Origin of the sequence: Coleofasciculus sp. FACHB-712 (genome assembly GCF_014695635.1) — a bacterium.
In the GTDB taxonomy this organism is placed as follows: domain Bacteria; phylum Cyanobacteriota; class Cyanobacteriia; order Cyanobacteriales; family FACHB-T130; genus FACHB-T130.
Map to the genome: position 1 here is coordinate 12,079 of NZ_JACJOQ010000391.1, position 18,994 is coordinate 31,072.

Genomic DNA, 18,994 nt, shown 5'->3' on the forward strand with positions numbered 1-18,994 from the left:
ACAATTGCCAGAGCGATCGCTGTCCTAGTGTAACCATCAACGGAAGAAATTAACTCTTTTACCTACATATCAAATTTCCCGGTAGCTATCTTTATCCAAGTCTTCCAGCGACGATTGCCACTTTTCTACCAATCCTCCACGCACGCTGCTTCTCACCCAAGGATGCAGATCGTAGCGGGGATTGCCTAGCTCATCTTGTACGTCTTCAATCAAATACCATCGTCTCAGATCCGCCAGTGCCGCATCCAACTCTGAATCCAACAATTCCCCAACTTGAGACAACTCGGCTCTGCTAACCGTTACATCTACCCCGCCCATATAACGCAGTACACTTTTTGCTGCCACATTGATTCGCTGCCACGCTGCCTCCAGACAGAAGCGGTAGAACGTCTCAACTTGTCGGCTGGCAAGCTTTAATTCCGACAAGATTGGCTCAAGTGCTTGATCGTGGAATACTCGCCCAGCCAGGAAATGCAGTGCTAAGGGTGCGCCGCAAGACAATTGATGCATTTGATAAAGCTGTTCGTTGCTTGCCTGCTTGATTACCGAAATGTTGTTGTATTTTGCCTCATCCTCCAACAATTTAGACGACCATCTTTCTTCGAGTCCTGGGATTTCAATTAATCTTACATAGGGAGGTTTAGTTCGGTGTCGGCTGGTAATCAGTGCCCGACTGGGGTTGAGCATTTTGATAAGGTTCGCCAGAATATCTTCAACTTGTGCGGTCTCCGCATTATCCAAGACGACAAGCAATTTCTCTGCTCTCAAACGCTGGTGAACTCGCTCAGGGGGACAATCCAGTTGATGCGCAATTTCATTTAAAAATTTCTTCCACGTCAGCGCCTCAAACTGCTTTTCCTGGCTGATGTAACCATCCACCCACTCACTTTGCCTCGCTGTCACCCACACCACATCCGCGAACAGATTTCTGTCGAGTGCTTCTTTCGCAATTTGGCTGGCAGCTTCAGATTTGCCATACCCTGGACTGCCGCTGAGGGAAAAAATAGAGAGTTCGGCGGGATCGTCTAGGCGGTTCAATACTTCTTGAATGAAGCTTTCTCGCCCCCACACCATTCGACATCGCGGATTGGGGATAAACAAGCCCCGCTGGCGTTTTTTGCCCCGCTCTAGTGGTGCTTCGGCTGGGGCGTTGAGGGTTCCATTCTCCTCCCAGCATCTTGTACCAGGAGTAGTAGACAAGGAGTCTTGAGGAACGACCTGTTCCCCGATTGGACAGGATAGCAAGCTCTGAGAATTGTCCGGAGCATTCTTAGAAAACTCGCTCCATTCATCATAGGAACAGTTCAATAACAGATGACATAAGCCATTGGCAATCCGATACTCGCAGGTTTGGCGGCTCTCCGAGTTCAAAATCGCTTGTAAAGCTTGGCGGGAGGGTTCAAGTGTATTGAGTTGTTTCCGCCACGCACTCAAAAATTCTTGCATTAAGGCACGCTTGCCTTCAGGCTTGTACTTTCTGTTGAATTCTTCGTGTAGCTTTTTCTTTAAGCTTGCGGACAAAAAAACGTTACTGTTATCTCTTCTGAGGTCAAATCCACCAGCCATATAGATACCGATAGACCTTTTTGCGTATTTCTGACAAAATTTGGAGCTTTGTATCAACAAAATCCTGCAAACTATTAACTTGAGCAACCAACTTGGCTTTGAATTACTTTGAAATTACCCTATAATTGCTTTGTTTCAATTTCAGTAATGTTACGGTTGCCTAATAAGGTTAAATTGTGAAGCACGGTAATCTCACTTAGGATCATCAAAGTTGGGTGTTCTACCATGAAAAATAACCTCAGCAATATCCGCGAAGTCGTCCAACACGCTTTGAGTACAGGCTACTTAACTGTTGCAGCCGAAGAACAGCTGCGGAGACTTTTAACAACTAAGTATGGATTAGAAGACTTCAACGCTTTTATGCAGTTGCAGCAAGCTGCAATGCTGGGTCAAGTGAGGCAAGAGTCCCGCGAACTCGCCCTTTCTCAGCGACTTTCCTGTGGGAGATGCTAGCGGCTAAGCCAAGCATTGGCGAAAAATCGTCCTTTCCAGCCCTTTATTAACCCGGTAATGTTAACCCGGTAAGGTTAGACGACGGTTGGTTTCGTATCTCCCAGATGGAGCGTTAATTAGCCCCAAGCTTAATAAAAGAGCCACATCTTTAGTCGTCATTTCTTCACAAATCTGCTCAACTAATTTGTCAGCGAGATACGCCCTGACAACAGGTGGCAAGGTGAAATTATTCGAGGTTTTTTCAATCAGCGATCGCCGTCGCAAAGATTCCATTGCTTCTAGCTGCTGCCGTTTCGATACTCCCGGCACCACCTCGTCTCGCAAGGAACGTATAGGAATTAACTTGTGACGAATTGCCAGCCAGTACATTACTTTTTTTTCTAAGTCCGAGAGGCGATTGAACTGCCGATCTAATAGATCTCGGATATCCCCAAAGACAACCAACCCTTCTGCTAAAAAGTCGGTGATATTCCCGTCAAAGACATCTTGAATCGTCGTTGCTACAATTTTCAGGACTAGCGGATTTCCCGCATAGCGGTTGATCAGGACTCTACATTCTTCGGTTGAGCCAACTAAACCTTTGAGTTGCAGTAACTCTTGTCCATCGGATGCTGACAACCCCCTTAGTTCTAAGGAACGAATGGGTAAGTTTTCCCCTTCTAAGGATGCAATTTCTTTCGGTTTCTCCCGACTGGTGAGAACCAGACAGCTAGGATGGCGTTCTTCTCCCAGACGTCGGAACAGTTCCCCATATCCCTCATATTCGGGACGATAGTATCCAGCGTGTTGGATAGGAGATAAAACTTCCTCAGCTCGATCGAGGACGATCAGACAGCGGTGCGATCGCAGATAAGCCATCAGTAGGGAAATTCCCTCGTCTGCGGTTGCGTCACCGATGATTTCCTGTCCTTGAGACAGAAATTGAACCAAGTTTGCCACCAAATCTTGAACTGATGGAGCATGACGTAGCGATCGCCAAATGACAAACTCAAAATCTTGCTGAATCTGTTCTGCTAGCTTTACAGCAAGAGCAGTTTTCCCGATTCCCCCTATCCCCAACAATGCCACTAAGCGGCAGCTGTCGTGGACAATCCACTGCTCTAAGGTTGCCAGTTCTTCCTCGCAACCGTAGTAAGCTGCTACATCAATCACTTCTTCCCAATCCTGGGAAGCGATCGCCGTCCCGATGGCAGATGTCTCAGCTTGACCGTGTTCGGATACGTTAGCGAAATCTATTTTATATCCAGCTTTTGAGAGCAAGTTGGTGACGCGGCTCCAGTTCTTGATTTTTATAACGTCACCCGTCTGGCGAATCAGGAGTTCTTGAATGTATTTGTACAGCCCATTCGATAAGTAAACTCTAACGGCACTGCTAGTGCGACTTTTGTAGACAGTGTCTGCTATTTCTGCTGGACTATAGCCACACAACAATCCTCTTAAGAATTTCTTCTCAACTGGCGTCAAACTCCTTCCTTTGGCAGATGCTAAATCTAGATAAAGCTTCTCCAAATGCCAATTATTTGCTGCTTCTGTAAACTCGTCGTCCTGCCGCTCAACAGTTGATACCATTCTCTCGCGTTGCTAACCTCAATAAAGGCTGTCAACGCCTGATTCTAACGGATTAATTATGAAATCCTAACGAAGTTACGATGAAGTTCTAACGAATTTAATAACGATTGTTAGATGAAGTTTCTTTAATATTTTGGCTATCCTTAAATTTTAGGGAGACTTTATCTAACTTTCATCTAAAGTTCATTAAAATTTCACAGTTTTTGAGAGGGAGAAAAGAGGTGAAGCGATGGTTTTCCTAGGTTTTAACGGCATTAGCTTACCCTGCGGCTCAATTATATTGCCCTGCCTCAGAAAAGGCATCCGTAAATTAACTGACGTGAATTCCCTATTTCAAAACCTAATGGTTTCTCCTGGTATTGATTGAGTTGGTGAAAAATTATGATGCTCATCCGCGAACTTGTCGAACAAGCACTGACTATTGGATATTTAACCGTTGAAGCTGAAGATCAACTGCGACAGTTATTAAGAAAAAAGTATGACAATGAGGATTTTAATGCCTTCATGACCTTGCAGAAAGCCGCAATGACAGGTCTTGTCAAGCAGCAATCGCGCGAACTGATGCGGTTATAACCAGTAGTTTAGAGTTAATTCTTGGGGTTAATGACTTGAGAATTCAGGAGTCAAAATAATAAAGCGTGTGAATGCTTCCCCGGAGAGGGGTTGAGGGAAACCCTCGCAAAAAAAAGTCACCCTCTAGGCTTATCGGTTCTTCCAATCAGTGTCAAACTCGTCGTCCTCGTCTTCAAATCCCCAGTCGTCCTCATCCGGATTGGTTTTCCGTACAGGTTCAGGTTCCTGATAGGGCGGGGTAATCACCCGATAACTGGCATCATAAACGGCTTCAGTTTTTCCCACCCCAGAATTGCGCGGTTCCCGGTAGCTGTAAGAATAGACGGAACCCGATCGAGAGGCGCTTTTCGGTTCTTGCTGACGCTCGTAGGTTGTACGTTCTTCTACAGATTCTTTTGCAAACGGTGGTCGGATTGGAGTGCGATCGCGCGGTTCCTCCGATTCATCCCCCCAATCATCATCCTCCGCAACCTCCTCTTCCCAGTCATCTCCATCTGCATCGGTATTCGTTGGCTCTGGCGGAGGGGGAGGGGTGTAACTGGTTTGTTGAGTGGTAGAGGTTTGTTGAGTGGTATAGGTAGATTGGGCAGTTTCCCGCCGCGACTGGTTGGCACGAGGGGGTTCTGTAGCTTCTAGTTTGCGGATGCGTGCTTGTAAGGGACGCCGTTGTAGATAGCTCAACAATTGTAAGAAACTGCCAACCAGGGCACCCGTTGCGATCGCTGCCAAAATCCAAACCCCTACAGGTAGCGCTTGCGTCTTAGCACCCAAAAATACCAGCGCTAGCACCGGCGACAAATTTTGTAAAGCAAGTAGTGCTACGGACCCTAGCACCAACATCAGTAGTAAAATCCGAATCGCAGGCATAATCTATTAAAAATTAAAAATTAAAGCTTAAAAATGCAGAATTTCTTCTTGTATTTTCAATTTTACATTTTTAATTTTTCATTTTCCTTCCCATCGGTTAATCGGGATACAGTCAATATCTAGCTGATCTAAGGCACGCGCCACCACAAAGTCTACTAAGTCTTCAATTGTTTGGGGATTGTGATACCAAGCAGGAATTGCTGGGACAATTCGGGCACCTGCTTCTGCCAAAGCCGTCAGGTTACGCAGGTGAATCAAGCTAAAGGGCGTTTCGCGGGGCACAAGAACCAGTTTCCGCCCTTCCTTGAGTTGGACATCTGCTGCTCGCTCCAAAAGGTCGGAACTTAAGCCAGCTGCCAGTTTCGCCACGGTACTCATACTACACGGCATAATCACCATCCCTAGGGTGCGGAAGGAACCACTGGCAATATTGGCTCCCACATCGCCCCAAGGATGGCAGTAAAGTTTACCCTGCGTTTCGACTCCAGCTTGCTGTCGCCAAAATAGTTCCTGTGCCACTGCTTCTACAGGCATCCGGATAGTTTGCTCTGCCTGCCAAACCATGTAAGTAGATTTGGAGGCAACCAGTTCAACGCTGTACTCAGCTTGGAGCAGAAATTTTAAGGCACGTACGGCATAAATTAAGCCAGAGGCACCCGTGATGCCGAGGATAAGGGGTTTGGTCATTAGTAGTAGGTAATGGGTAATTAGCTAAACGGTTAATGGCTCATGGTTCTTGAACACACCATGAGCCATTAACGATTAGCTATTCATCCAATTCAGGATCGGCAGAAGGATCTGCTTCTATATCCTCATTGCTGGCTTCGCTACCGCCGCCGACAATGACCAAGTCAATTTGCTGACGATAGTAATCAACGCTCTTAACTTGGACTTCCACGCGATCGCCTAGACGATAAGAAACGCGGCTTTTCCGTCCAACCAGACAAGCATGACGAGAGCGAAACTCGTACCAGTCATCTTTAAGAGAGCTGACGTGTACCAGTCCTTCCACTAGCAAGTCTTCAATTTCCACAAAGAACCCGTAAGACTGGACGCCGGTAATTAAGCCCTGGAAGACCTCTCCCGTGCGCTCCTTCATTAGCTCGGCTTTTTTGAGTCCTTCCAGATCCGCTTGTGCATCTGAAGTCAGCTTTTCACGCTCGTTGAGATGCACAACGATACCCTGTAGCTGGCTTTCTAAATCTTCTTGCACGTCTGGTGGCAAGACATTCCAGTTGATATTGCCCTGGGCGGAACTATGACGCAGATTCACGCTTTCTTTGGCGCGAGTGGTTCGGCGATCGCGTCCTTTCTCGAACACGGCAAGCAATACCCGCGACATCAGTAAATCTGCGTAGCGTCGCAGCGGTGAGAGACAGTGGGTGTAGGGGCTTTCGTCCTCGCCTATTCCCAAAGCCAAACCAAAGTGAGAGCCGGGAGCTGTACTGTAACCACAGGGTCTCAGCGTGGACTGCAACAGATACATCAAGACTCGCTCTGACTGGGATTGAGCGAACATTTGAGTAAAACGTTGATAATCCCGTGATGTTACGGCTTCTTCCTGCTCTAGGCGCAGTTCCATGCCTAGATTACTCGCCAACTTCATCAATTCCTGCACATCCTCCGGGTCTGGAGAAGGCTGAATGCGATACGTTGCAGGCAGAAAGAGTGCTTGCAAATGGGTAGCGATCGCTTGATTTGCCAGGAGCATCAACTCTACAACTAGAGAACGCACTCCTCCCGAAAATACAATCGCTCCTAGGATGCCTTCATCGTTGTAGGGCAATTGAGTACCGGGCAGATTCAGTTCAAATCCTCCCCTCCCTAGGCGCTGTGCTTTCACCGCCGGACTCAGCTCGTAAAACAACTGACTGAGCATTTCAAACACTGGCGCTTCGGCATCTTGATGACGCTCTAAAATTGCTGTCGCTTCGTCGTAACTGAGTTGGCGATCTACTTGAATCACCGTGGGTTGAATCTCATACTCCACCATTTGTCCGGTGGCGGAATCGAGAGTTAACAGTACCGAGATCGCTAAGCGAGCTTCGCCGGGTACCAAGGAGCAGCGACTGGCAACAGCATCCGGTAGCATTGGCAGCACCATGTCTCCCAGATAGACGGTGTTTCCTCGCTTGCGAGCTTCCCGATCCAGGGCTTCTTGTGGCTCAATGTAGTGGGCAACATCCGTGATGTGGACGCCCAACTGCCACACTCCAGCCTCTGTTTTGTTAAGAGTCAGAGCGTTTTCTGTGACGTGCTGAGCGGTTTCGTTCTCACTTCCCGCTCCTGAAGGCTCAGGAATAAAGGCAAGCGTTAACAGATTCCGCAAATCCAGCCGGTGCTTGAAATCTTTTTGACTCGGCTGTTTGGGCAATTCCTCTGCGGCTCTAAGCACCTCAGATGGAAAGTTGCGAGGTAAGTCGTGCTTGCAACAGACAATATCGGTGTCTGCGGCGGCTTCTGCATTGCTGCCGAGAATGCGAGCGACTTTGCCAATCGGCGGCTGCGATGCCAGGGGATAGCGTAAAACTTCGACGTGAACGAGGTAATCGACGGCTTCCGCCAAGTTTTGACCGTTCGGATGCAGATTCAGTTCAAATAGCAGCCGATCGTCTAGAGGGACGGCTCTAAAGCCGGTTTCGACTTGCTTGACTCGTGCTAAGACCGAGGGATTGGCTCGTTCTAGAATCAGCCGTACTTCTCCTTCTGGAGAGCGTTTGCGGTTTCCTTCTTTGGTGACTTTGACGAGAACGCGATCGCCATTCCAAGCAGTACTCAGATGGCTCTCTCGGACGTAAATATCCTCCGCTCCTTCTACCTCCTGAATGGCAAAGCAGAACCCTTTACTCGAACAGCGCAGTTTGGCTTCGACGACATCTTCTTCCTGGACGCGCCGATACTTACCGCGATCTTTGACCAAAATGCCAATTTTTTCCAAGGCATCCAAGGCAATTTGTAGTTTAGTTAAGCTCTCTTCATCCTGGCAACGCAGTTTTTTTTCCAGAACCTTAGGAGCAACTAATTTGTCATCTGTGAAATTAGAAAGTAGTGTAGCGATTGAAAATTCCATGCAGCTATGAGTTTGCCTCCACCATAAAAACAATTCTGTTTGTCTAAATTTGTCAGCTGATAGAGACGAGCTAACCTTGTCTCTACAACAGTTGCTTCTTTCTTCTTGCCGACCACTGACTGTTGACCGCTGACGATTGAAAGCGATTTTTCTCCTTGTTATCCTGACGCCATGCTTGGAAAGCATGGGTATTTTTACCCTGATGTGGCAGCGCCAAATTCGCCGCGTTTTTAACAGATGTCTCGCTACTACCTGGGTGGCGCGTTTCTCACCCTACAGTATGCGAAACATTGTCATCGTCATCGAACGCGATGCTCTAGCCTTCTTAGCGCTACACGAGGAGATGCATATCGCGATATACGCTATGCGAGGAGTCGCAGATAATCGCGGCATACACTACGCGAGCGGAAGATTTTGGACTATCGATTTTAGACTTTGTAAACAAACAAAATTTTGTCTTTTTACAGATTTTGGACAACAGACAGCTGCGTTTGGTAGTCTCTAGTCCACGGTTGGTCGTCTTTAATCTACAGTCCACAGTTGAGCGTCAAGGGAACATCGTCAGGCAACCATCCCTCCTTCAGCCCGCCTTTGCGAATATCAAGCAGATGTCCCGAACAAGAACCCTGGATGCAACCAGCGACTGGCAGCAACCAGTGCTTTCTCTGTTCAGGTGCTTGACGACAAAAGCGACGACAAGCACTTTGTCTGACTGCCTTTTCTCAAGTCAACCACTGTGAAACGGACTCGGTCACTTGCGAGCGTAGCGGGCAGTAGCGAATGGTTTTATACCATACCGATGAACAGTCTCTAATTATTTTAGTTTCTTGCGGTACCTTCTCTAAAATCGTTTTTCAGGGGGCGTACTATACTTAACGTTGATGGGAGCCAAAAAACCCGACTAGGTTTGGGTGGCGTGGAGTATTATGTTTTCTCAATTCCGAGTTCGTTATCCCTTAGGTAGCCTGACCACTGAGTTACTGACCATTCATGAAGGAAAGTACGTGGTCAAAGCCGCTGTTCAAGTCGAAGGTGTAATCCTAGCGACAGGTTTGGCAGCAGCCGGTGAGATTGAGCTGGCAGAAGACAAGGCAACAGCCAGAGCGTTGAACTGTTTGGGAATTCCTGCTGGAAGTTCTAGCCACAACACTCCAGTTACGCAGTCTGATGCTCAGATTACGCAAACTGTGGCGGTTGAGGTGCCAGTGGGGGCGATCGCTAACCCCAGACGCGAAACGGTCATTCCGTCAGAAAGCCCCTCGCAGCCAAGCCCAAATCGGCTGTATTCCGATCCAGTCAGCTTCAATGATATGGCTGGAATGTCCTTCTCAGATCGGGGGCAAAAAGAACCTGCTTCACCACCTCCCGTCGTGCTATCGAATCAGGATGTCCCGTTTGCAGAAGAGTATTCCCCTGCCCATACTGAGCTTTATGGGGATGATGCTGCGATCGAGACACCCGAAGAAATATCGGGAGGCTTGTTTAGCAGCCAGCATAATCAGCCAATGACCTCATCGCCTGGTTATCACGCTAGCGAAGAGGTTATTCAGCCAAGTCCGATGGATATGACTATCGGTAGCACAAGTTCTGCTGCTGAGGAGATGGACTTATCCGAAGCGATGGCTAGAACGACGGTAGAAATTAAGCGTTTGCGCTGGACTGCTGAGCAAGGAAAAGATTATCTGAAGCGAACCTACGGTAAGCGAGGTCGTTCGGAGCTGAATCAGGAACAATTGCTGGATTTCCTGCGCTATCTTGAATCTCTCCCAACACCGGAAAAGTAACTGAGCAACATTGTCAATAAAAAATGGGGGAAGCTCCATTTTTTATTGACGGGATGTGTAATTTTCTGTATTTCTCCCTCAATCAATCGGGAGCGAATGCTCGTGGATTGATTAACCTCCTATTTTTGCGTAGTAGGGACATAGCATTGCCATGTCCCTACAGAACGTGAACGAGCGTAAGTTATTTAATCTATGTTCCTGAGGGGAGCTCACAACATTTGCTTGACTCGATCCTCCCAAGCCCCCTCGATGGAGGGGCTAACCAGAAATTGCACGTCCGTTAACTTTTAGTTCTCTATACCGCTGCAACGGCTGTGCGGGTAGCAGAGGGACTGCGTTTAATCACCTGATCGATCAAACCGTAGTCCTTGGCTTCCTCTGCCGACATAAAGAAATCGCGTTCGGTATCTTCCTCAATCCGCTCGATGGGCTGACCTGTGTGTTTAGCCAGATATTCGTTCAGCTGTCTTTTGTGGTACAGGATTTCCTTGGCTTGAATCTCAATATCGGTGGCTTGACCTTGAGCGCCGCCGAGAGGCTGGTGGATCATGATCCGGGAATGAGGCAGACTCATCCGCTTGCCTTTAGCACCCGCGCTGAGGAGGAAAGCGCCCATACTAGCGGCTAATCCGAGGCAGATGGTGCAAACATCCGGGCGGATTTGATTCATCGTGTCAAAAATGCCCATACCTGCGGTGACGGAACCACCGGGAGAGTTGATATACAGGTAAACGTCTTTCTCTGGATCTTCAGCGTCTAGAAACAGCAGCTGAGCCACGATTAAGTTGGCAAGGTCGGAATCAACCTGTTGTCCCAGGAAGATGATGCGTTCCCGGAGGAGCCGGGAGTAGATATCAAAGGCACGTTCGCCACGACCTGATTGTTCGATAACGGTAGGAATCATGGAGTCTGCTTTTTCGGGTGATTTTTCTTAATTTTAGCGATTGTAGGAGAAAGTACCGGGTGCTGGAAATACTACCGATACAACCCTAGCGAGAAGGTGCGCTTGCAGCAGGTGGATTGGGCTTGTCGGCTGGAATGTAGAACATCAGGGAAAACCCGTCGGTAGCACTGAAAGGGTAGGGGTGTTTTGTCGTTGTGTCCTCTGGGGTTCGGTTTTTCAACAGCGATCGCATCTTGCTGGTTGTCTTCGTCAGGAAACAATCGCCCAACTGGGTGAATCAATGGGACGAAGTGCGATCGCTATAGCAAATCGTACTGTTAGAACTATTCGGGGATGGAGGGAACCGAGTCATGCCTAAAAGACTTCTGCAAGCCGCCACGATCACCTTGTTGCTCAATGTAATCGCAGCACTAAGCGTCCCAACCACAATTCAGACACCGCGATCGCTCTCAACTGCTCAACCCAACACTAATGGCGAGTTGACTGGATCGACTTCTGTACAGATGCGTCCTTATTAACAAAGGAGTTGCTCGATATGACCGTGCAATTTAAAGATTTAGAAGCGATCGCTCAACAGAAGATTGACTTAACGCCAACAGCAGCACTGGCTGCACAGATACGGCAATATCAGGATGTACCTTTAGAAGAAATCTACGATTTACTCGAGAGTGTCACAGAACCTTTTACCGTGTTAGCGGATTCTCTTCCTACACCACTCCAACAAAGTGCCCGACAAGAAATTGAGTTTTTTGTCTGTTTGTACCAACAGCGCCTCGATCGCCCCTCCATCAATCAAGCCAGAGATAGGATGCTTTAATTGATGGAAGTTATTGGTAGGCGCGGTAGCGAAGCGGTATTGCTCTTAGCAAATCGCGCCTAGCACCCTGTCCTAGCGCTCTAGTTGCTCGCTTGGATAGGGGCGGCATCTATAATCTACACAAGCTATACCGGCTGGGGCGCTTTTCTTTTTCTCATCCCTGTGCTTCCCGCGAACCAGGCAATCTTATTCAAACCCAAAGACATAAAGAACGCTAAGAAAGGAAAGAAACTAATTTTGTTATAAACAAGGATAAAATCTCTATATATCAATATCAAACTTTGTTAGGAAAATAAGTTGACTTGAATATGAAAAAAAGCATTTTTCTATTTTTGTTATTAGCCTTGGGTTCTTTTTCAGTAGTTTATTATTACTGGAAACAGGCGACCCAACTTCCTGAGTGGTACGTCACCAAAGAAAAAACTACAAATCCTCAAGTTAGACAAATTGACTTTAGAAATGAAGCTGAAGTCCAAACAGTCAAAGCCAGATTGCAAAGAAATGTTGATGCCAAAATAGAAAATAGCATTGGCGCTAGCCAAGGATTGCAAACAGAACTAAGCAGACGGGATGGAAGTGATAAAAAACCTGCTGTTGATAAAATTACCGAAAACCCTCAAGCGGAATTAGGCACTCAAAATATAGAAATTGATTTGAGCGAACATGAAGTTAATGATTTGGTAATTTCAACAATTGCTAAAGATAAAAACACCAGTAAGTTACTGGCATCTACCAAGGGCCTCAATACAACCATCAAGAATGGTCAGGTAGAAAGCGGGGTTGTATTCAATGTCTCAGAAGTTCCCAAAGAAGAACTGAATCAACAAGAAAAAGAATTGTTGGAAAAAGTTATAAAAACATTCCCTTTTTTAGAAGAGAAAGAAGTTTATATTGGTGTGGAAGGTAAGCCAAGGGTAGAAAATGGGCAATTAAAACTTGAAGAACAAACAAAAATAAAAGTGGGGAATTTGAGTTTTACGACAGCAGAACTTTCCCAGCGGCTGGGAATTCCTCAAGAGAAGATTGAACAAAGATTGAAACTGGAACTGGAATTGGGACGTTTAAAAATAAACGATATCGAAATTAAAGAAAATAACGCTTCGCTCAAAGGTTCGGTTAACTGATGCACTCATCCAGCCACGATTGACCAGAATCTAGCGTGGGGTGGAGCGATCGCTCCATTCATCACGCTAAACTGCTAGGGGTGAAAACGTACTCATATCGAGTTCTGCTATTAGCCCCATGACCAATCGCCTCAATCAAGCTGAAAGCCTGTACCTCCGCAAACACGCTGAAAATCCCATCGACTGGTGGCCTTGGAGTGAAGAAGCCCTAGAAGCTGCCAAGCGGGACAATAAGCCAATTTTCCTATCGATTGGCTACTCCAGCTGCCACTGGTGTACGGTGATGGAAGGAGAAGCGTTTTCCGACCAGGCGATCGCAGACTATATGAATGCCAACTTTATCCCGATCAAGGTAGACCGGGAAGAACGACCTGACATTGATAGTATTTATATGCAGGCGTTACAGATGATGGTAGGTCAAGGCGGTTGGCCCTTGAATGTCTTTCTCTCTCCTGAGGATCGGGTGCCGTTTTATGGCGGTACATATTTTCCGGTAGAACCGCGCTACGGGCGTCCCGGATTTTTACAAGTGCTACAAGCGATTCGTGGTTACTACGATACAGACAAAGCGAAGTTGCACGCGGTAAAAGAAGAACTTCTCGGTCATCTCCAGCAAGCAGCCATTCTGCGACCAAGTATGGGGACGGGTTTAAAACCTGCCTTGACCAACAAGGATTTGCTACAGCAGGGGTTAGAAACGAATACCGGGATAGTGGCTTCTAGCGAACATGGCGCTAGTTTCCCAATGATGCCCTATGCCGAGTTGGCGCTGCGAGCAATTCGATTTAATTTTGAATCCAAATACGACGCCAAGCAGGCGTGTACCCAGCGCGGTTTAGATTTAGCACTGGGCGGGATTTACGACCATGTAGGCGGCGGTTTTCACCGCTACACGGTCGATCCGACTTGGACGGTACCGCATTTTGAAAAAATGCTCTATGACAATGGTCAGATCGTGGAGTATCTGGCTGATTTGTGGAGTGCTGGGATACAAGAACCGGCATTTGAAAGAGCGATCGCAGGTACATTTCAATGGCTAAAGCGAGAAATGACGGCACCGCAGGGTTATTTCTATGCTGCCCAAGACGCGGATAATTTTACCCATGCAGAGGAAGCAGAACCAGAGGAAGGGGCATTTTATGTCTGGACGTACCCTGAAGTAGTCGAATTGCTGACTCCAGAGGAGTTAGAGGAAATTCAACTGCAATTTACCGTGACGCCAGGAGGCAACTTTGAAGGTCTCAATGTCTTGCAGCGCCGCCATCCAGGTATTTTGAGCGAAACAGTAGAAACGGCACTCGCAAAGCTATTTGAAGCGCGTTACGGTACGCCACCCGCCGCCCTAGAAACCTTTCCTCCCGCCCGCAATAACTACGAGGCAAAAACTAGCAACTGGTCGGGTCGAATTCCGCCAGTGACGGATACTAAAATGATTGTGGCTTGGAATAGCCTGATGATTTCAGGGTTAGCCAGAGCTTACGGAGTATTTGCTAAGGAAGAATATCTGTCTTTAGCTGGAAAAGCAGCTAATTTCATTTTGGATTGTCAGTGGGTGGAGGGGCGCTTCCACCGTCTCAACTACGACGGAAAACCTTCTGTACTGGCGCAGTCGGAAGATTACGCTTTGTTTATTAAAGCGCTGCTTGATTTGCACCAAGTAACTCACGCTAGTTTCTGGATGGAGAAAGCGATCGCCCTTCAAGAAGAATTTGACGAATTCCTCTGGAGTGTGGAACTGGGTGGATACTATAACACCGCCAGCGATGCCAGTAGCGATCTGTTAGTGCGGGAACGCAGCTATGTAGATAATGCCACCCCGGCTGCGAATGGAATTGCGATCGCTAACTTAGTGCGTCTGGCTTTACTCACTGAAAATCTTACCTATCTCGACCGCAGCGAACAAGCTTTGCAAGCCTTCAGCAGTGTGATGCATCAGTCACCTCAAGCTTGTCCGAGTTTGTTTACCGCCCTGGATTGGTATCATCACTGTACACTGGTTCGCACTACTATCGACCACCTAACTCCTTTAGTTGCTCAATATCTGCCTACAACAGTATCGACGGCGGAGTCGAATCTGCCATCAGGTGCGGTCGGGTTAGTTTGCCAAGGACTAACTTGTCTGGAACCGTCCCAAAGTCGCGACCAAATGTGGGAACAAGTGCAGCGAAGTCAAATTCGCAATTAAAAGTACCAAGTTACAAATTAAAGAGGTAAGATTTAATTCTTCTTTTTTAATTTCACCTTCGGAATTGGCTTTAGCGATTAGCCGCAATTTATTTTAGGATGGTGCTTCACAAATCATTTAGGGCTGCGATAGCAATCCTATTTTAATTGTGAGATGCTAGATTTCCGAATCCCCGACTTCTCTCAGCCGTCGGGGATCTTGCCTTTACATACAATAGACCTCTTGCAAAAGTTGCTCAGGAAGATTTGATTTTGGGTAGGCAAAGCTCGTAATTGTAGAGAGCAGCAATCAGATTAAACCTTAAACTAAATCTTTTTCGACGATTTCTATAAGGAAAAGACAAAATTTTAAAAACCTTAAGTTTCCGATTTATATGCTCACCTAAAACTCTGATTTTTGCTAATTCTTGATTCCTCTTCCTATCTTCATTACTTAACTTACCTCCTCTCGGCTTCTTTTTGGGAATTCGACTATTGTCATGCACTTTCTGAATACCTTGATAACCTTTATCTCCCAAGCACTCTATGTCTTGTCTCAACCTAACTTTGCTGTTTTTAAATATACGTAAATCATGCTCTCTACCCTTACCATGAGCGGTGCAGATGATTTTACCATTTGCTTGGTTCACCACTACTTGTGACTTGAGTGTATGCTGTTTCTTTTTTCCACTGTAAAACTTTTTTTGTTTTTTTTAGGCCTTTCAATCGGGCTTTCTGTAACATCAACTATGACGACCTGTAACTTAGAATCAGAATCGGTCAGTCTTTTCTTGCCGGGAAGAGTGAAAGTTCTGGATTTAGTCAATGTATCTTCGATTTTTCGGATAATTCTGTAAGCTGTAGACTCGTTTACTCCCCAAGATTGACCAATATGAAAGTACGTGCGGTATTCTCTCCAATATTCCAATGTCATCAACAATTGGTCTTCCAAGCAGAGCTTACCTGGTCGTCCTGTTTTTTGTTTTAACCGGCTGTGCGACCGCACAGCCTCTAGCATCTGATTAAAAGTCTCCGGACGTACACCACACAAGCGTTTAAAGTCTTCTGACTTCAGGCTCTTTACTTGTTCGTAGGTCATAAATGTTACCCAACTCTAACCTACTTGTCCCACGCATCTGGGACTTTTGCAAGAAGTCTAATTATTGAGGGCTACGATATAGACTTTTTATTTTATTTTTGTTAAAATAAAATCGATAAGGAAGAACTAGCTTTTAATATTTAAATCAGACATATTTCTATTATTTAAGGATACCTTGGGCAGCCTAATTAAGAAAGTCATATTAAATAAAAATTTTGCGCGATCGCCTGCAAGCCGTTATCCCCACTCGTAATTAAAAATGTAAGGGTCAGCAGATTTGTACAACTAATCTAACGGTTGGTTGCGATTAGTTATTAGCTCTGAATTATCACCAATAACTAATGACAGCTTCAACATAGGTTTCTTTACGCTCTCCTACTTAATTTTTAATTTCAGAAGGCGGAATTTTCTCAAGGCTAATTAAGGCTTCCATCACTGATTTCACTACAGGTGCGGCTACGGTGGAACCATAGACCTTGCCCTTCGGTTCATCGACAACAGCTAGAACCACATAGCGGGGAGCATCAACCGGAAAAATGCCCACAAAGCTAGTGATTCTGGCAGAGCTAGAATATCCCCCAGTAGCGCTGGCTTTCTGGGAAGTGCCCGTTTTCCCCCCGATTCGATAGCCTGGGATCTGTGCCGCTTTCCCCGTCCCCTTGGTGACGACCGCTTCCATCATTTCTAACACCGTCTGAGTCGTCGATGGGGAAAAGACGGGGCGCGGCGTGGGTAGCGTTGGCTGCCAGTACATCTGCCCTTGGGAGTCGATGAGTCCCCGGACGAGATGAGGAGTTACCAGTTTGCCGCCATTGGCGAGAGCAGCGTGCAACTGAGCCAGATGGATAGGGGTGAGGGAAAAGCCCTGACCAAAGGAGGTGGTAGCGGGTTCAATCCGAGATGACGTAAACTGCTCTTGGCTTTTCATTTGTCCGGGTGATTCAAAGGGCAGGTCGATGCCAACCGCTTGTCCCAGTCCCAGCCGTTCCAGCCAACCGTAGTAGATACTCGGCTTTAGTTGTTGGATGACTTGCACCATGCCGACGTTGCTCGACTGTTGCAGAATCTGAGAAATCGACAGGGCACCGTGACTTCCCTCTTCAGCATTTTTGATCTGCCAGCCAGCAACCTGAATTTGACCTCGGTCATAGAATACAGTGTCAGGTTTAATGGCTCCAGCTTCCAGCGCGATCGCTATATTGAGCGGCTTAAACGTCGAACCCGGTTCGTAAAGGTCTGCCAGCGCCCAGTTCTTAAACAAACCTACATCCGATGTAGAATACTCATTCGGGTTGTACGTCGGCTCTGCAACCAGGGACAGCACCGCACCATCCCGCGCATCCATCACGATGATAGTGCCCCGTTTGGCACTAAACAACTCCATTTGTTGCTTGAGGGCAGAACGAGCAGCACGTTGCAGGCGATTATCAATTGTCAGCTGGAGTTGCAGCTCATCAAAATGCAGCAATCCTTCGGGCACGTGATCTGGCATCAACGTTCCGTTACCAGCGCGGCTCAGTCGAACGGTGCGAACAGCCCGGGTGAGTAAATTTTCCTGGCTATACTCCACACCCGCCTGACCTCGATGATCCACATCCACATAGCCCACGACGTCTGCGGCTAGATCCTGCTGGGGATAGAGGCGGGCGTAATGTTGAATCAGCTCTAAGCCATCGGTTCGCAATTGGGAAATACCGTCAGCTTCTTCTTCTGTCAGGGCGTAGGCAACCCGAATTCCACTTTCCTGCTTGTTGAACTGCTTAAGCAAATTGTCAGCAGAAACTCCCAAAATCACCGCCAATTTCGTCGCAATTGCCTGTTTGGATTGTTTAAACAGCTTTGGATGGGCGTACAGCGTATAGGCGGGACGGTCAGTTGCCAAAACGTTACCACTGCGATCCACAATCGAGCGTCGGGGAACAAAGGGGCGCAGATAGACCATCTGCTGCTGTCGCGCTTTTTGCAGCAGGCTCGGTGCCTGCACCACTTGTAGGCGATACAAATTGATCGCCAGCCCTAGCCCGCTCAGAGACATGATTAGCCAAACAAGCAGCAACCGTAAGGATGAAGTACCCAGCAACAAGGACGGAGAACGCAATAGGCTCCAATCAAAAGACTTCTGAGGTAAAGACTGCTGTGGTGATATCTTCTCCTGTTGCCGATTTTCGCCGCCTTGCTTTGGTTCTGATGACTGACGACTTTTTCCGTTTTGAATGGGTTTTCGAGGCAGTTTTTTCACTGACTCTGGCATTCCACTTCCATTCTGGTTCAACTCGCTCGTCCCTTTAGCAGTTCCAGAAACCTTTTGCGTAGGCAGCGACCTACGATTGCTGACTCCTGACTTTTCCATACCTCGTTAATAGCCTAGTGGCGTAGTTGGGGATGTTTCTGAGTTAGGATCTGCCACTGGCTTGGGCCGTGACTGGCGCTGGGGTGCTGGCGGCAGAAAGATGGTGTTAGCTGGATTGGGAGCAACCAAACCCGTACCCGGACGCTCAGCTTCTTGAGCCAACTGATTTTTTAGGGCTTCATTTGCCGCTGTCATTTGCCGCTCGTTGCGTTGCAGATTTTCCAACTTGCGGTACTCCTGGCTCCACATCTGCTGAGTATAGACCGTCCAGGCATAAACTCCCAGGGTGCTAGCAATCAAGAAGAAACATACCAGGTTGGAGGTGCGCTGCAATGTCACCAGCGATCGCAGCCATGCGGGTGTCTGTGCCTGAAAGTCCCGCTGTTGGGAGCTTCTGCTACGGGTTCTAGACGATGAACCGCTTTCGGAACGCAGGGGTATTGCCTTTCCTCTAGGTTGCCGCGAGGAAACAGTGCTTCTTCTATCCGGACGGTGACGATCTGGAGTCAGGGAGTGAGGGGCAGCAGCCATAAGTAGTTCTTTTTATTAGTATCAGTTGTCAGAAATGAGTTTTTTTCTCTTCTCAAGGTCAGTTTGCTTTGCCACTGACTGTTGACCACTGACAAAGGACAATAAACCAATCAATTTAAACTCT

General features: G+C 47.3%; 16 protein-coding genes and 1 pseudogene. 7 read left to right on the top strand and 10 right to left on the bottom strand.

Annotation, left to right across the window (positions count from 1 at the left end; all coding sequences use genetic code 11):
* Nucleotides 1-69 precede the first annotated feature (69 nt).
* Nucleotides 70-1,521, bottom strand: a complete 1,452-nt coding sequence (locus tag H6F50_RS11305) for an NB-ARC domain-containing protein (RefSeq protein WP_190428767.1) — start codon at nucleotides 1,519-1,521, stop codon at nucleotides 70-72.
* Between the two features lie 270 nt (nucleotides 1,522-1,791).
* On the opposite strand from H6F50_RS11305, the gene H6F50_RS11310 reads away from it, so the two are divergent.
* Nucleotides 1,792-2,019, top strand: a complete 228-nt coding sequence (locus tag H6F50_RS11310; RefSeq protein WP_190410665.1) for a hypothetical protein — start codon at nucleotides 1,792-1,794, stop codon at nucleotides 2,017-2,019.
* Nucleotides 2,020-2,079: 60 nt separating this feature from the next.
* Here the strand turns inward: H6F50_RS11310 and H6F50_RS11315 are convergent, their stop codons facing one another.
* Nucleotides 2,080-3,588, bottom strand: a complete 1,509-nt coding sequence (locus H6F50_RS11315; RefSeq protein ID WP_190428768.1) for an NB-ARC domain-containing protein — start codon at nucleotides 3,586-3,588, stop codon at nucleotides 2,080-2,082.
* 381 nt (nucleotides 3,589-3,969) lie between these two features.
* On the opposite strand from H6F50_RS11315, the gene H6F50_RS11320 reads away from it, so the two are divergent.
* Nucleotides 3,970-4,161, top strand: a complete 192-nt coding sequence (locus tag H6F50_RS11320) for a hypothetical protein (protein ID WP_190410913.1) — start codon at nucleotides 3,970-3,972, stop codon at nucleotides 4,159-4,161.
* Between the two features lie 129 nt (nucleotides 4,162-4,290).
* On the opposite strand, the gene H6F50_RS11325 is transcribed toward H6F50_RS11320, so the two are convergent.
* The 3 genes from H6F50_RS11325 to H6F50_RS11335 form a co-directional block, all read right to left on the bottom strand.
* Nucleotides 4,291-5,028, bottom strand: a complete 738-nt coding sequence (locus H6F50_RS11325) for a LapA family protein (RefSeq protein ID WP_190428769.1) — start codon at nucleotides 5,026-5,028, stop codon at nucleotides 4,291-4,293.
* A gap of 78 nt (nucleotides 5,029-5,106) precedes the next feature.
* The gene (locus H6F50_RS11330; RefSeq protein ID WP_190410662.1) at nucleotides 5,107-5,715 is read right to left on the bottom strand and encodes a flavin prenyltransferase UbiX; all 609 of its coding nucleotides are present in this window, start codon (nucleotides 5,713-5,715) and stop codon (nucleotides 5,107-5,109) included.
* A gap of 79 nt (nucleotides 5,716-5,794) precedes the next feature.
* On the bottom strand, nucleotides 5,795-8,098 hold the full coding sequence (locus H6F50_RS11335; RefSeq protein WP_190428770.1) for a ribonuclease R family protein: 2,304 nt from the start codon (nucleotides 8,096-8,098) through the stop codon (nucleotides 5,795-5,797).
* A gap of 926 nt (nucleotides 8,099-9,024) precedes the next feature.
* Between H6F50_RS11335 and H6F50_RS11340 the strand changes: the two genes are divergently transcribed.
* Nucleotides 9,025-9,882 carry a hypothetical protein gene (locus H6F50_RS11340; protein ID WP_190428771.1) on the top strand — a complete coding sequence of 286 codons (858 nt, stop codon included), beginning with the start codon at nucleotides 9,025-9,027 and terminating at the stop codon, nucleotides 9,880-9,882.
* A gap of 295 nt (nucleotides 9,883-10,177) precedes the next feature.
* On the opposite strand, the pseudogene clpP reads toward H6F50_RS11340, so the two are convergent.
* Nucleotides 10,178-10,789 (bottom strand): annotated as a pseudogene (clpP, locus tag H6F50_RS11345) (ATP-dependent Clp endopeptidase proteolytic subunit ClpP); the annotation flags it as partial.
* Nucleotides 10,790-10,857: 68 nt separating this feature from the next.
* Entirely contained in the window at nucleotides 10,858-11,067 is a 210-nt protein-coding gene (locus H6F50_RS11350; protein ID WP_190428772.1) for a hypothetical protein, read from the bottom strand.
* A 69-nt stretch (nucleotides 11,068-11,136) separates the two neighbouring features.
* On the opposite strand from H6F50_RS11350, the gene H6F50_RS11355 reads away from it, so the two are divergent.
* The 4 genes from H6F50_RS11355 to H6F50_RS11370 all read left to right on the top strand — a co-directional run bounded on the left by H6F50_RS11355 (nucleotide 11,137) and on the right by H6F50_RS11370 (nucleotide 14,912).
* Nucleotides 11,137-11,304 (top strand): hypothetical protein, encoded by a 168-nt coding sequence (locus tag H6F50_RS11355; protein WP_190428773.1) that lies wholly within the window; start codon nucleotides 11,137-11,139, stop codon nucleotides 11,302-11,304.
* 17 nt (nucleotides 11,305-11,321) lie between these two features.
* Nucleotides 11,322-11,603: a hypothetical protein gene (locus tag H6F50_RS11360; RefSeq protein WP_190428774.1), complete on the top strand. Its 282-nt coding sequence runs from the start codon at nucleotides 11,322-11,324 to the stop codon at nucleotides 11,601-11,603.
* Nucleotides 11,604-11,911: 308 nt separating this feature from the next.
* Nucleotides 11,912-12,727 (top strand): hypothetical protein, encoded by an 816-nt coding sequence (locus tag H6F50_RS11365; protein ID WP_190428775.1) that lies wholly within the window; start codon nucleotides 11,912-11,914, stop codon nucleotides 12,725-12,727.
* Between the two features lie 118 nt (nucleotides 12,728-12,845).
* Complete coding sequence (locus H6F50_RS11370) at nucleotides 12,846-14,912, top strand: thioredoxin domain-containing protein (protein WP_190428776.1); 2,067 nt, start codon at nucleotides 12,846-12,848, stop codon at nucleotides 14,910-14,912.
* A gap of 235 nt (nucleotides 14,913-15,147) precedes the next feature.
* Here the strand turns inward: H6F50_RS11370 and H6F50_RS11375 are convergent.
* The 3 genes from H6F50_RS11375 to H6F50_RS11385 form a co-directional block, all read right to left on the bottom strand.
* A protein-coding gene (locus tag H6F50_RS11375; protein WP_242028985.1) for an IS5 family transposase occupies nucleotides 15,148-15,989 on the bottom strand; the annotation gives its coding sequence in 2 pieces (ribosomal slippage) (nucleotides 15,148-15,605 and nucleotides 15,605-15,989; 843 coding nt in all).
* Between the two features lie 379 nt (nucleotides 15,990-16,368).
* Nucleotides 16,369-18,024 (bottom strand): penicillin-binding protein 2, encoded by a 1,656-nt coding sequence (locus tag H6F50_RS11380; protein WP_242028987.1) that lies wholly within the window; start codon nucleotides 18,022-18,024, stop codon nucleotides 16,369-16,371.
* 321 nt (nucleotides 18,025-18,345) lie between these two features.
* Nucleotides 18,346-18,870 carry a hypothetical protein gene (locus H6F50_RS11385; RefSeq protein WP_242028986.1) on the bottom strand — a complete coding sequence of 175 codons (525 nt, stop codon included), beginning with the start codon at nucleotides 18,868-18,870 and terminating at the stop codon, nucleotides 18,346-18,348.
* Between the last annotated feature and the right edge of the window lie 124 nt (nucleotides 18,871-18,994).